Origin of the sequence: Brevundimonas sp. (genome assembly GCF_965279155.1) — a bacterium.
In the GTDB taxonomy this organism is placed as follows: domain Bacteria; phylum Pseudomonadota; class Alphaproteobacteria; order Caulobacterales; family Caulobacteraceae; genus Brevundimonas.
This window is the reverse complement of record NZ_OZ257138.1, coordinates 2,008,217-2,021,258: the sequence shown is the minus strand read 5'-3', so window position 1 is coordinate 2,021,258 and position 13,042 is coordinate 2,008,217. Positions and strand designations below refer to the sequence as shown.

10 protein-coding genes and 1 pseudogene are annotated in these 13,042 nt (G+C 66.3%); 6 read left to right on the top strand and 5 right to left on the bottom strand.

Annotation, left to right across the window (positions count from 1 at the left end; genetic code table 11):
• Nucleotides 1-94 precede the first annotated feature (94 nt).
• Nucleotides 95-2,328 (top strand): annotated as a pseudogene (locus ACQY72_RS09695) (prolyl oligopeptidase family serine peptidase).
• Between the two features lie 67 nt (nt 2,329-2,395).
• Nucleotides 2,396-3,151, top strand: coding sequence for a DUF1223 domain-containing protein (locus ACQY72_RS09690; RefSeq protein WP_428153266.1), 756 nt, complete (start codon nt 2,396-2,398; stop codon nt 3,149-3,151).
• Here ACQY72_RS09690 and ACQY72_RS09685 read toward each other — a convergent pair.
• Nucleotides 3,148-4,239 (bottom strand): phosphotransferase family protein, encoded by a 1,092-nt coding sequence (locus ACQY72_RS09685; RefSeq protein WP_428153264.1) that lies wholly within the window; start codon nt 4,237-4,239, stop codon nt 3,148-3,150. The genes ACQY72_RS09690 and ACQY72_RS09685 overlap by 4 nt on opposite strands.
• Nucleotides 4,240-4,286: 47 nt before the next feature.
• Nucleotides 4,287-5,816, bottom strand: coding sequence for a glycerol kinase GlpK (gene glpK / locus ACQY72_RS09680; RefSeq protein ID WP_428153262.1), 1,530 nt, complete (start codon nt 5,814-5,816; stop codon nt 4,287-4,289).
• 58 nt (nt 5,817-5,874) lie between these two features.
• Here glpK and ACQY72_RS09675 point away from each other — a divergent pair, with 58 nt between their 5' ends.
• From ACQY72_RS09675 to ACQY72_RS09665, 3 genes are all read left to right on the top strand, one after another.
• Entirely contained in the window at nt 5,875-6,855 is a 981-nt protein-coding gene (locus ACQY72_RS09675; protein ID WP_428153260.1) for a threonine ammonia-lyase, read from the top strand.
• Nucleotides 6,856-6,918: 63 nt separating this feature from the next.
• A complete protein-coding gene (locus ACQY72_RS09670; RefSeq protein ID WP_428153259.1) occupies nt 6,919-7,374 on the top strand; it encodes a MaoC family dehydratase in 456 nt (151 codons plus the stop codon).
• A gap of 263 nt (nt 7,375-7,637) precedes the next feature.
• Entirely contained in the window at nt 7,638-8,795 is a 1,158-nt protein-coding gene (locus ACQY72_RS09665; protein WP_428156695.1) for an OmpA family protein, read from the top strand.
• Nucleotides 8,796-8,933: 138 nt separating this feature from the next.
• Here ACQY72_RS09665 and ACQY72_RS09660 read toward each other — a convergent pair whose 3' ends face one another.
• Both ACQY72_RS09660 and ACQY72_RS09655 read right to left on the bottom strand, forming a co-directional pair.
• Nucleotides 8,934-9,122, bottom strand: coding sequence for a hypothetical protein (locus ACQY72_RS09660; RefSeq protein WP_428153257.1), 189 nt, complete (start codon nt 9,120-9,122; stop codon nt 8,934-8,936).
• Nucleotides 9,123-9,248: 126 nt separating this feature from the next.
• Nucleotides 9,249-9,923, bottom strand: coding sequence for an OmpA family protein (locus ACQY72_RS09655; protein ID WP_428153256.1), 675 nt, complete (start codon nt 9,921-9,923; stop codon nt 9,249-9,251).
• Between the two features lie 222 nt (nt 9,924-10,145).
• Here ACQY72_RS09655 and ACQY72_RS09650 point away from each other — a divergent pair, with 222 nt between their 5' ends.
• The gene (locus ACQY72_RS09650; protein WP_428156694.1) at nt 10,146-11,057 is read left to right on the top strand and encodes an isopenicillin N synthase family dioxygenase; all 912 of its coding nucleotides are present in this window, start codon (nt 10,146-10,148) and stop codon (nt 11,055-11,057) included.
• Nucleotides 11,058-11,061: 4 nt separating this feature from the next.
• Here ACQY72_RS09650 and ACQY72_RS09645 read toward each other — a convergent pair whose 3' ends face one another.
• Nucleotides 11,062-12,978 carry a pilus assembly protein TadG-related protein gene (locus ACQY72_RS09645; protein WP_428153255.1) on the bottom strand — a complete coding sequence of 639 codons (1,917 nt, stop codon included), beginning with the start codon at nt 12,976-12,978 and terminating at the stop codon, nt 11,062-11,064.
• Nucleotides 12,979-13,042 lie beyond the last annotated feature (64 nt).

Below are 13,042 nucleotides of genomic sequence, written 5' to 3'. Positions count from 1 at the left end.
GACCTCATGCACCGCGCCTGGTTCCAGCCCCCTCCACCGCCTGCGGCGGTCCCCCTCCCCCGATGGGGGAGGATCAGATTTGCGGAGTTTTCCAATGCGTCACCTGATCCTATCCGCCGCCATTCCGGCCCTTTTGATGGGGGCGACGCCCGTGCTCGCACAGACCACGACGGCTCCGGCGTCGACCGCCGAACGGGCGCCTCCGCCCCACTTCCCCCATGACCTTACCCCCGCCGGCGTGGCGGCGGCGGACGATCATCTGGCGCTGGAACAGGTGGACGGGGCCGAGGCTATGGCCTTCGTCGCCGAGGAGAACCGCAAGTCCCTCGCCGTCCTGACCGCCGACCCGCGCTACGAGACCTTCCGCGCCGAAGCCGAAGCCATCCTGACCGCAACCGATCGCATTCCCACGCCCAGCTTCCTGGGCGACGGGGTCGGCAACTTCTGGCAGGACGCGACCAACCCCAAGGGCGTCTGGCGCCGGACTTCGCTGGACAGCTACCGCACCGCCACGCCCCAGTGGGAGACCCTGCTCGACATCGACGCCCTGTCCAAGGCCGAGGGCAAGGACTGGGTGTTCAAGGGCGCCGACTGCCTGGCGCCCGACGAGACCCGCTGCCTGATCAACCTGTCCGATGGCGGCAAGGATGCGGTGGTCGTGCGCGAGTTCGACCTGACGACCAAGCAGTTCGTGGACGCCGGGTTCAACCTGCCCGAGGGCAAGCATCGCATCGAATGGCTGGACCGTGACACGCTTCTGGTCGCCACCGACTTCGGCGCCGGGACCATGACCGAGTCCGGCTATCCCTTCATCGTCAAGACGTTGAAGCGCGGCCAGACCCTGGCCCAGGCGACCGAGGTGTATCGCGGCGAACAGGGCGACGGCGGCTACGGCGTCAGCCCCGCCGTCTATCGCGACAAGGACGGCAAGGTGACGGCGGTCATTATCAGCCGCCCGCTGGACACCTTCCGGTCGGAGACGTGGAGCCTGCGACATGATGGTAGAACGGCGAAGCTGGATCTCCCGGAACGCGTCAGCGTCTTCGGCGTGGTAGGCGATCAGCTTGTGTTTTCGAACGACGAGCAATGGCGTTGGCTCGCGCACGATTACAAGCCAGGGGCACTTCTCATCGTCGATCTGAGCGCATTGGCCGATGCCTCGACGCCTGGCGGCGTCCCGCCAGTACCGATGACGGGCGGACGCGATCCAAGCGGCATTTTCGTCCCTAACGCCCGCCAATCCCTTCAAGGCGTGGCGGTTCTCGACGACACCATCATCGCCGCTATTGCGGACAATGTTGCGGGCCGTCTGGTTCGTTTCCAACGAACGGGAGCTGACGGGCAGTATTCCTCTTGGGGCGCGACTGACATCGACGTCCCCGACAACCTCGCCGTCGGCCTGGGCGACTCGTCCAAGTCGCGCGGCGAGGTCTTCGTCTCGACCCAGGGCTTCCTGGTTCCGCCCACCCTCAGCCTGGCCGATGCGGATGCGGCGACCCTGACCCCGTTGAAGTCGGCGCCGGCCAAGTTCGACGCCTCGCGCGACGTGACCGAACAGTACGAGGCCACCTCGACCGACGGGACCAAAATCCCCTATTTCATCACCCGCCCGCGCGACATGAAGCTGGACGGGTCGAACCCGACCATCATGCTGGGTTACGGCGGGTTCCAGGTCAGCCTGAACCCGGCCTACAAGCCCGAGATGGGCAAGTTGTGGCTGGAGCGCGGCGGGGTCTTCGTCCAGGCCAATATCCGCGGCGGCGGCGAGTTCGGCCCGACTGGCACCAGGCGGCGCTGGACGGAAATCGCCAGAAGGCCTTCGACGACTTCGCCGCCGTGGCGCGCGACCTGGAACAGCGCGGCGTCACCAGCCCGCGCCGGCTAGGCATCTATGGCCGCTCGAACGGCGGCGTGCTGACCAGCGTGTCGATCACCCAGCACCCCGAACTGTTCAACGCGGCGGTGATCGAAAGCCCGCTGGTGGACATGCTGCGCTATCACGAACTGCCGGCGGGGGCGTCCTGGATCGGCGAATACGGCGACCCGCGCATTCCGGAAGAAGCCGCCTGGATCGCCCGATATTCGGCCTATCAGCAGCTGCGTCCCGACGTGGCCTATCCGCGCGTCTATCTGACCACCAACACCCGCGACGACCGGGTCCACCCCGGCCATGCGCGCAAGTTCGCCGCCCGCCTGGGCGACCAGGGCCACGACCACCTCTATTTCGAGGACACGGCCGGCGGTCACTCCAACGACGCCGACCCGGTGGCCAACGCCCGCCGCTGGGCCAGGCACTATGTCTATCTGTCGCAACAGCTGATGGACTGAGAGCTGAGGAAAGTGGGTCACGCGATTATGAGGCGTTCCGCATCGGGCCTGGGGTAAGAACGACGGCATGAACACCAAGGGCTGGATCATCGCGGGCACGGTCATGGCGGGCGCCCTCATGTCCGTCGCCTCAGCGGCCCAGCCGGTTGCGGGCCGTCTGCCGCTAGCGCCGCGTCACGCGACAGCCAACGGCCCGCCGGTGGTGGTCGAACTGTTCACCGCCCAAGGCTGTGGTGGATGCGTCGAGGCCAATGCGGCGGTCGAGAAGGCGGCGGCCCAGCCCGGCGTTATCGCCCTGACCTATGGCGTCGACTACTGGGACTATCTGGGCTGGACCGATACCTTCGCCCGCCCGGAGTTCGTCCAGCGCCAGCGCGCCTATCGCGTCGCCCTGCGCCAACGTGGCGTGTCCACGCCCCAGGTGGTGATCGACGGCCGTCGTCAGGTGTCGGGCGCCCGTAGCCTCGAACTTGAAACCGCCATTGATCAGGAAGCCGTTCGCCAGGTCTGGCCGCCCCAGATCGAGTTCCGCGAAAGCGGAAACGGCGTCGGCGTCGGCTCGGGCCGCGCCCCCGTCGGCGGCGCCGAGGTGGTGGCGGTGACCTATACGCCCGGCCCCCAGGTGGTCGAGGTTCGCCAGGGCGAGAACCGCGGCCAGTCGATGCGGCACATGAACGTCGTGCGCGGCGTGACCCGCCTGGGCGAATGGCGCGGCCGCCCCATGCTCTACACCCTGCCGCCCGCCCGTCCCGGCGAGGCGGTGGCTGTGCTGGTCCAGGGCAAGACCGACAAACGCATCCTGGGCGCCGCTGTCAGGGACTAGGCTCCGGCCTTCTTCGCGAAACCCCAGGCCGAGTCGCTGAGGGGGCCGACCTGGGCGGCCATGGTCTTGGCATGGGCGCTGGCGGCGGTGCCGTCGCGGACGCGGCCGGCGATGCCCTGGCAGATGGCCGCCAGGCGGAACAGGTTGTAGGCGTAGAGCCAGTCCAGATTGGCGGGCCGCATGCCCGTCGCGGCGGCGTAGCGTTCGACCGTCTCCTCGACGGACGGGATGCCCAGGGCCTCCAGATCGGCGCCGGCGAGGCCGTTGCGCAGGCTGGCCGGAATGGCCCAGGCGATCAGCAGATAGGAGAAGTCGGCCATCGGATCGCCCAAGGTCGACAGCTCCCAGTCCAGCACGGCCCGCACTTCCGCGCGCTCGGGCGCCAGGATCATGTTGTCGAGCCGGAAGTCACCATGGACGATGCGGCTTGGTCCCTCGGGCGGCAGGCTATCGGGCAGGAAGGCGATCAGCCGGTCCATGGCGGCGACGGGTTCGGTCTCCGAGGCGCGATACTGTTTGGTCCAGCGGCCGACCTGGCGCGCGAAATAGTTGCCGGCCTTGCCGTAGTCGCCCAGGCCGATGGCGGCGGGATCGAAGGCGTGCAGACGGGCCAGGGTGTCGGTCTGGGCCTCATAGACGGCGCGGCGTTCGGCAGGCGTCAGGCCGGGCAGTTTCAGGTCCCAGAAGATCCGCCCCTCGACCTTGTCCATCACATAGAAGATCGAGCCGATGACGGCTTCGTCCAGGCACAGGGCGTGGGGTTTCGCCACCGGGAAGCCTTGGGCGGCGAGGGCGGAAATGACCTGAAACTCGCGGTCCACGGCATGGGCGCTGGGCAACAGGACGCCGGGCGGCTTGCGGCGAAGCACATAGCGCTTGGCCGGCGTCGTCAGTTCGTAGGTCGGGTTCGACTGTCCCCCCTTGAACTGACGCACCGCCAGCGGGCCGGCGTAGTCCGCGACATGGGCAGTCATCCAGGCGTCGAGCGCCGTCTCGTCCAGCCGATAGCGGGGATCGACCTCGCGCGTGCCGGAAAAGGCGGCCTGGGCGTCCAGCGCGGGGGCGTCGAGTGAAGCGGCGTCGGTCATGGGCGGCCCAGTCGGTTCGTTTGGCGTTTCCTGGCGCCGCCCGGATCTTAGGCCCGGTCCGGCGCGGCGATGATGGCGGCCTTCACCGCGCGACGCCAGCTGGAAAGCAGACGCTCGCGTTCCTCGGTCTTCATGCGCGGCTTCCAGCAGGCCGGCGCCTCGGCGGGGCGGGCCTCCAGATCGGGCAGCAGGCCGACGCCCAGGGCCGCCAGACGCGCGGCGCCCAGGGCCGTCATCTCCTGAAAGGCCGGGCGTTCGACCTCGACCTCGCAGATGTCGGCGATGAACTGCATGGCGAAACTGTTGGCGGTGACGCCGCCGTCGACCTTCAGCGTCTTCAGCGGTGGGGCGCCGTCCTGGGCCAGGGCGTCCAGCAGGTCCCGCGTTTGATAGGCCAAGGCCTCAAGCGCGGCGCGCACGAAATGGGCAGGGCCGGAATCCCGCGTCAGCCCGACGACGGTCCCGCGCGCCTCCGGCTCCCACCACGGCGCGCCCAGGCCGGTGAAGCCCGGCACCATATAGACCCCGCCGTTGTCGGGAAGTTCCTGCGCCATCGCCTCCGACTGACGCGACTCCGAGATCAGCTTGACCCCGTCCCTCAGCCACTGGATCGCCGATCCGGCCGAGAAGATCGACCCCTCCAGGGCATAGGCGGTCTGGCCGTCGGCCTGATAGCCCAGCGTGCCCAGCAGACGCCGCGTCGAGGCCACCGGCTCGGCGCCGACATTGGCGACCAGGAAGGCGCCGGTGCCATAGGTGATCTTGGCGTCGCCGGCCTTCAGTGCGCCGTGTCCGACCAGGGCCGCCTGCTGATCGCCCGCCGAACCGGCGATGGGCAGGGCGCGGCCGAACAGCGCCGGGTCGCTTTCGCCGATCACGCCCGAGCAGGCCACGATCTCGGGCAGGGCTTCGCGCGGCACATGGAACAGGGCGCACAGATCGTCGCGCCATTCGACCGTCTTCAGATCCATCAGGGCCGTGCGTGATGCATTGGTCGCATCGGTGGCGTGGACCCGACCGCCGGTCAGTTTCCAGATCAGCCAGGCGTCGATCGTACCCAGTTTGACCTCGCCCTTCGCCGCCCGCTCGCGCGATCCCGGCACGGCGTCCAGCAGCCAGGCGAATTTCGTCGCCGAGAAATAGGGGTCCAGAATCAGGCCGGTCGTGGCCTGGACCATGGGCTCATGACCTTCGGCGATCAGGCGGGCTGTGACGTCGGCGGTGCGGCGGTCCTGCCAGACGACGGCGCGGTGCAGGGGCTCGCCGGTCGATGCATCCCAGATCACCGCCGTCTCGCGCTGGTTGGTGATGCCGATGGCGGCGAAACGGGCGACGCCCCCCGCCTTGCGCACGACCTCGCGGCAGGTCTGAAGGGTCGCGGTCCAGATCTCGGCTGCGTCGTGCTCGACCCAGCCGGACTTGGGGAAATGCTGGGCCAGCTCGATTTGGCTGACGGCGACGGGGCGCAAATCTCCCATTCTTTCGCCTACCGCGCTTCGCGCTGCTTGAGGCGCGATCTCGAAGGCGATGGCGCGAGTCGAGGTCGTGCCCTGGTCGATGGCGAGGATCAGGCTCATGCGTTTCTCTCCTTGCCGCGTCTTGGGCGCGCGTTGTGGTTCGCGCTAAGGGGAGCATATGACGACGCACCTGCCCAGCTATGAAGGCGTACTCGACGCCGCCCGCCAGATCGACGGCGTCGCCATCCGCACGCCGCTGATCGAGAGCCCTGCCCTGAACGCCGTCGTCGGCGGTCGGGTCCTGATGAAGGCGGAAAACCTGCAGCGCGCCGGGGCCTTCAAGTTTCGCGGGGCTTACAACCGCATCAGTCGGCTGACGGATGATGAGAAGACGCGCGGCGTCGTCGCCTTCTCGTCCGGCAACCATGCGCAAGGCGTGGCGGCAGCCGCCGCGATGGTCGGGACGCCTGCGATCATCGTCATGCCGTCGGACTCGCCCCAGGTGAAGGTCGAAGGGGTGATTGGTTTCGGCGGAGAAGTGCGTTTCTACGACCGCTGGACCGAGAGCCGCGAAGAGATCGGCGCCGCCATCGCGGCCGAGCGCGGCTCGATCCTGGTTCCGCCGTTCGACGATGCCTTCATTATCGAGGGGCAGGGAACGACGGCGCTGGAGATGCTCGACCAGGCCGATACGCCGTTCGACCAGCTGCTGTGCGGCGCCTCGGGCGGCGGGTTGATGGCCGGGGTCAATCTGGTCATGGCCGAACGCAGCCCTTCGACACAGGTATTCGTTGTCGAACCCGAGGCCTTCGACGATACGGCCCGGTCGCTGGCGACGGGCGAGCGGGTCGGGCATCCGCAAGGCGCACCCTCGATCTGCGACGCCCTGATGTCGCCCATGCCGGGCGTTCTGACCTGGCCGATCAACCGGCGACTGGCCGGTGCGATCACCGTGTCGGACGCCGAGGTGGCCGAGGCGATGCGCTTCGCCTTCCGCCATTTGAAGCTGGTCATCGAGCCCGGCGGCGCGGTGTCGCTGGCTGCTCTGCTTGCCGTAAAGATCGGGACGGAAGGGCTGACGACGGCGATCATCCTGTCGGGCGGCAATGTCGATCCGACGCTCTACGCCGAGATCATCGAGGGCAGGTTCGGCGGCTGAGGGTCTTTCCTTCATCGCGCCGGTCGGCCAACCTCGCCTCAAAGCATAAAGAGGGAGGACGCGATGACCAAAGCCAGTGAACTTCAGGGACTGATCGGCCAGGAGGTCGGGGTGTCGAAATGGTTCGACGTCACCCAGGCCCGGATCGACGCCTTCGCCGACTGCACCGAGGATCACCAGTTCATCCATGTCGATCCCGAGGCGGCCAGGATGACGCCGTTCGGCGGAACCATAGCGCATGGTTTTCTGACACTGAGCCTGGCGTCCGCCATGAGCTACGGCGCGGTCGCGCCGTTGGATGGTGTGACGATGGGTGTCAACTACGGCTTCGACAAGCTGAGGTTCCTGGCGCCGGTTCCGGCAGGGTCACGCATCCGAGGCCGGTTCAAACTCCTGTCCGCCGAAGACAAGGGCGGCGGTCGCTGGTTGTTGAAGCATGAGCTGACCGTCGAGATTCATGGTGGCGACAAGCCGGCGCTCATCGCCGAATGGCTGGGTATGCAGGTCATGGCGGTATGATCCAGCAATCCTGGGTACAGGTTGGCTGCTCGGACAGGTTGGATGGGTGCTCTTTTTGAGATTGTGGCGTTCTACCGGCCGGAAATTAACAAAACATCGACAGACCGATAAATTTACCTGTAGCATCAACGCCACGGTGGGCGCTGCACAGTTGATATTGGTCACGTTTCCGCCTCGACCTTCTACAGCAAGGCTGGTAAGACCGGCCTAGGCGGTAGACCCGCCCCTACTATAACAGAGGCGGAGGGCTACCCCCTATGCGTATGAAGACTTTCGTGCTGGCCTCCAGCGCAGCGGCCGCCTTGGCCCTGTCGGCTGGTGCTGCGTCGGCAGAACCGAATGGTTGGTATGGCGCGATCGACGCCGGTTACCACATGATCGACGACATCAACGCCGAGTCGTCGACGACCGGCGCGTCGTGGAACTATGAAGTGAACGACGGCTGGGCGGCGTTCGCGCGTCTCGGCTATCGCTTCAATCCCAACTGGCGCGTTGAACTCGAAGGCGGCTACCGCTCGGGCGACATCGGCACGGTTCGCGCCGTTTCGGGCACGCAAGGCCTTTGCAATCTGACTCCGGCGACGGGCGGCTGCTTCTCGCCTGAAGGCGACATCGAATCGACGACTCTGATGGCGAACGTCATCTATGACTTCGGTTATGAAGCCTGGGGCATCCGTCCCTTCGTCGGCCTGGGCGCTGGTGTGAACCACGTCTCCACCGACACAATCGGCAACCTGCGCGCCAACCGCGGCGCGACCTTCACTGCTGACGACACCTCGACCAAGTTCGCCGCTCAGGCGATCGCGGGTCTGGCCTGGGCCGTGGGCGACCGCGCCAACATCGACCTGACCTACCGTTACCTGACGGGCGACGCCTCGTTCGCCTCGACCACGGTCGGCACGGGTCCGGGCGCCACGCAGTTCGGCGAATGGGATGGCGACTACGATCAGTCGCACACCGTGACCCTGGGTCTGCGCTACAGCTTCGGTGCGGAAGAAATGGCTCCTCCGCCTCCTCCCCCGCCCCCGCCGCCCCCGCCGCCTCCTCCGCCCCCGCCGCCGGCTCCGGTCGCTCCGCCGGCTCCGGTCGCTCGCCAGTTCGTGGTCTACTTCGACTGGGATCGCTCGGACCTGACGGCGGAAGCCCGTTCGGTGGTGACGCAGGCCGCCAACTACGCCAAGTCGGGTCGTCCGACGCGCGTCGTGATCGTCGGCTACACCGATACCTCGGGTTCGGCCGCCTATAACCTGGGTCTGTCAAACCGCCGTTCGCGCACCGTCGCGGACTCGCTGGTTGCTGCAGGCGTCAACGGCGGCGTCATCGCCCTCGACGGCAAGGGCGAAACCAACCTGGCCAAGCCGACCGCCGACGGTGTGCGCGAACCGCTCAACCGCCGCGCGACCATCGACATCAACTTCTAAGACCTCTGGGGGATCGATCCGGACTTATCTCCGGGTCGATCTTCGGATCTCGAAGTCGTCGAAAAACAGAACGCCGCTTCCGAAAGGAGGCGGCGTTTTTTCTGTGCCGGAGAGGTCTCAAGGATCAGGAGATCAGGATCAGTCGTAAGATGCGTGCGAGACGACGGTTGCTTCCAGCCTGATGACCGGTTCGGAGCCGCGCAAAAGCGACTGGCCGGCGCCGATGACGAGGGTCGCCGTCAAGACGGCGCTGATCACCGCGATTGCGGTCAGCTTCAGACTTTGTCCGAACTCCCGATCCTCAGGCGCCACTGCATTACCCCCCATGATCCGAAGCGATCGAGAACCATGGTGTGCCAGTGCGCGCAAATCACGAAGCCTGTGATTGAATAACGAAAAAGGGCGACGCCTTGCGACGCCGCCCTTCTCCAGGTCTTGAGATGAAGCCGTCGATCAGCCGGTGAACGGACGGATCAGGATTTCCACGCGGCGGTTCTGCGCCTTGCCTTCGGGGGTGGCGTTCGACGCAATGGGATTGCGCGCGCTGTTGCCGGCGACATAGAGCCGCTGGGCGATGACGCCGCGACGCACCAGTTCCGAGGCGACGCTGCCAGCGCGGCGTTCCGACAGGGGCTGGTTGATTGCATCGCCGCCCGAGGAATCGGTGTGACCGATCACGTCCACCGTCGATTGGTCGTACTGCTGCAGCACGCGCGCCACGTCGTCGAGGACGGGCAGGAAGCGCGGATCGATCGAGGACTGGTTGGTGGCGAAGGTCACGTCCGACGGCATGCGCAGAACCAGCACGTCGCCCTGGCGCGCCACGCCGACGCCGGAACCGGACAGTTCGGCCTCCATGGCGCGTTGCTGGCGGTCCATATATTGGCCCACGGCCGCACCGCCCAGGGCGCCGACGCCAGCGCCGATCAGGGCGTTCTTGCGGCCCTGCTCGCCGTTCGAGGTGTTGGTCAGATAGCCCAGAAGCGCGCCGCCCAGAGCGCCGGCGATGGCGCCGGTTCCGGTGTTGTTGCGCACGGGACCCGAGCGATAGGGGTCGGTCGTGGTGCAGGCGGCGGCGCCCAGCAGGGCGGCGATCGAGACGCTGGCGACGATGATCTTGGCGCGCATGGAATGGTCCTTTGGTGAATGGGTCTGGCGCGGAAACGTATGCTTACTGTGAAGGTTCCAAGCTGTATGGCGCGTGAACGGCCTTGGCGACCCCGTTCGACGATGAACTGACAAGGGCGTGGATTAGGCGTATGGGAACCGCCGCACATTCCCAGATCGAGGACGTCCGTGAGCACGACCCTGAACGACAGCCCCGCCGACCGCGCCATCACGCCGGTCTCGATGACCCAGTATGACGCCGATTTTCAGGCGTTCAGCGACGCCCTGGGCGCCTCCTTCTCGCGATACGGCTTTGCTGTGGTGGCCGACCACGGTCTGGACGAGGCGCGCATCACCGCGGCCATCGACGACGCCAAAGCCTTCTTCGCCCTGCCGGAAGAGATGAAGCGCCAGTATCACCAACCGGGCACGGGCGGTGCGCGCGGCCTGACGCCGTTCGGGGTCGAGGCGGCAAAAGGAGCCAATGCCGTTGACCTGAAAGAGTTCTGGCACGTCGGCCGCGAACTGCCTGAAGGGCATCCCTATCGCCGCTACATGCGCGACAACGTCTGGCCGACCGAGGTCGAAGGCTTCAAGCCGCACCTCTATGGCATGTTCGAGGATCTGGACGCCCTGGGCGCCAAGATCCTGCGCGCCATCGCCCGCTATCTGAAGCTGGACGACGATTTCTTCGCGGACAAGGTCGAGATGGGCAACAGCGTCCTGCGCATGCTGCACTATCCGCCGGTTCCGGCCGATGCGCCCGGCGTGCGGGCCGGCGCCCATGAAGACATCAACGTCATCACCCTGCTGCTGGGCGCGGAGGAGGCCGGCCTACAGCTCAAGGAAAAGGACGGCAGCTGGCTGGACATCGCGCCGCCGCCCGGCGCCCTGGTCGTCAATATCGGCGACATGCTGCAGCGCCTGACGAACCACGTCCTGCCCTCGACAACCCACCGCGTGGTCAATCCAGCGCCCGAGCGTCGCGGCTTCGCCCGCTATTCGACGCCCTTCTTCCTGCACTTCAACCCGGACTTCCCCATCGAGACCCTGCCCAGCGCCATCACGCCGGACAATCCCGACCGCTATGCGGGCAAGACCATCTTGGCCGAGGACTATCTGACAGAACGCCTGCGGGAAATCCGCCTGCTGTAAGATGTCAGCGGGAGATCCGAAGTCGGGTGATGTCGCGGCCGATGGCCTGGAAATTGTTGGACAGGTCCGCGCCCGATTGCGGCAGGAAGGCCTTGTCCTTGTCGGTAGCGCAAGTGCTCAGGATCGTCGCGGCCTCGCTGCCGGGCGTGATCGAGAAACCGACCGTATAGACGATGATGCCCTTGGCTTTCATGCTGGTGCAGAGCTGGGCCGCCTGATCGAACGGGTCGCCATTGGTCGCGTCGCAGGCGATCTTGTCATAGAGGTTGCCCGAGCCGGAACCCGCGTCGCGACCGATTACCCCGCCGCAGTAAGGGGTGTTGAACTCGCCGTCCGTCATCAGGATCACGGCCTTCAGCACCTTGTTCGGCGCATAGGCGGCGGCGGTATTGGACGACCACAGGCCGTTGAACTGGTCCGAAACCGTGTACCAGCCCCAAGCTAGGCCGATCTGACCGGCCGTCGATCCGGTGACGTTCAGGCTGTTGACCAGTCCGGTCAGGGTGTCGATGTTTGACGTCAGCGGTTGGATAGTCGCGCCAGGGCAGGGATTGCGCGGTGAGGCGTAGTTGCGACCCACATAGGACGAGCCCGGCGCGGTGTCGGTATAGGCGGACGATCCCGTCCGTTCGCTGACGCAGGACGTGTTGTCGAAGACGGTTAGGCGATTGTACTGCGCATCTCGAAACACCCGTTTGGCGCATCCATCACGCCCGCACTGGACTGTTCCGCTGTTGGTGTAGTCGGCATAGGCGGCGCCGGCGACAGGCAGGACGAAGGCGTCGTTGGAGGTTTTCTCGAAGACTTCGTAGAGGCCGCCGTTCGTGGTGTTCAGCGCCGTCATGCCGTTGACGCCGGCGATCTGGACGCCCTCGTCTTCGGACAGGCCGTGGTTTCGCGAGGTGACGGTGACGAAACAGTCCGACCGCGTGCATTTGCGAATCTGACCACCCGAGCTGTAGCTGCTGTAGCCATTGCCGCTGGTCGTGTTCAGCGTAAGCCAGGTGCCGCCCGACTGGTATTGCAGGGACACCCGGTTCGCGTCGATGTAGACCACGCGATACACGCGGTTGTTGATCTGGGTCATGCCGTTGACGCTGCTGATCCAGACGTAGTCGTTGCTCGCCAGTCCGTGACCGTTTGCGGTGACGACGCCGGGCGAGGCGCGGGTGATGCCGCCGATCGACTTCGCCGCAGCCGCCGCCCAGGAGGCGCCGGTTATGGCCGTGGTTCCCACTGACGCGCCTCTGGCGCCGTCGGCCCAGGATCCCACATTCACGCCGATCGAATAGGGGACGATGGCCATGCGTGAATAGTAGGGGGTCTGTTTGGCGGCCGGCTGGACCACCAGCTTGATCAGCTGGTTCGCCGCATTCTTCAGGTCGCCGATGCGGTTGTTGCTGGCCATCGAGCCGGTGATGTCGAGCACCAGCGAGACCTCGATGTCCTTGGAAGACCGATTGACCTCGGAATGGACGCTGACCGGCAGGGTATCATCCAGAATTTTGCCGTAGGGCGGCAGGAAGACGTTGGCGACCAGGGTCTTCACCTGAACCTGCATGTCGGCGACGATCAGCTGGTCCTTGGTCAGGACGATCTTGACCGCATCGTCGGCGAAAGGCTCGACCGAGGCGTTTCGCAGATTGGCCCGCAAGGCCACCACGGCCACCGCCTGCAGGTCATCAGGATCGGTATAGGACGACCGTGCGGCGGCCAAGGCGGCGGCGTCCAGGGCGTCCTGAACGCGGGCCTTGACCGTGGTGATGCGGTTGATGTCGATCCCGCCCAGCGTGATCATCACGAGGGCCGGCATGACCAGGGCGAAGATCATCACGACGTTTCCGCCCCGGTCGGACGACAGGCGCGCCGCCAGACTGCGCAGGCCCTGAACCGCTTCGCCGATCCGTGTGAAAGCCTTCACGATGATCATCCCCGAGGGCGCAGATCGCCCGAATAGCGCTCAATGTGCCATCGGGCGGTTAAGG

Coding starts and splice junctions, on each gene's coding strand:
- ACQY72_RS09690 (WP_428153266.1), top strand. CDS start 2,396: ATGAACACCAAGGGCTGGATCATCGCGGGCACGGTCATGGCGGGCGCC.
- ACQY72_RS09685 (WP_428153264.1), bottom strand. CDS start 4,239: ATGACCGACGCCGCTTCACTCGACGCCCCCGCGCTGGACGCCCAGGCC.
- glpK (WP_428153262.1), bottom strand. CDS start 5,816: ATGAGCCTGATCCTCGCCATCGACCAGGGCACGACCTCGACTCGCGCC.
- ACQY72_RS09675 (WP_428153260.1), top strand. CDS start 5,875: ATGACGACGCACCTGCCCAGCTATGAAGGCGTACTCGACGCCGCCCGC.
- ACQY72_RS09670 (WP_428153259.1), top strand. CDS start 6,919: ATGACCAAAGCCAGTGAACTTCAGGGACTGATCGGCCAGGAGGTCGGG.
- ACQY72_RS09665 (WP_428156695.1), top strand. CDS start 7,638: ATGAAGACTTTCGTGCTGGCCTCCAGCGCAGCGGCCGCCTTGGCCCTG.
- ACQY72_RS09660 (WP_428153257.1), bottom strand. CDS start 9,122: ATGGGGGGTAATGCAGTGGCGCCTGAGGATCGGGAGTTCGGACAAAGT.
- ACQY72_RS09655 (WP_428153256.1), bottom strand. CDS start 9,923: ATGCGCGCCAAGATCATCGTCGCCAGCGTCTCGATCGCCGCCCTGCTG.
- ACQY72_RS09650 (WP_428156694.1), top strand. CDS start 10,146: ATGACCCAGTATGACGCCGATTTTCAGGCGTTCAGCGACGCCCTGGGC.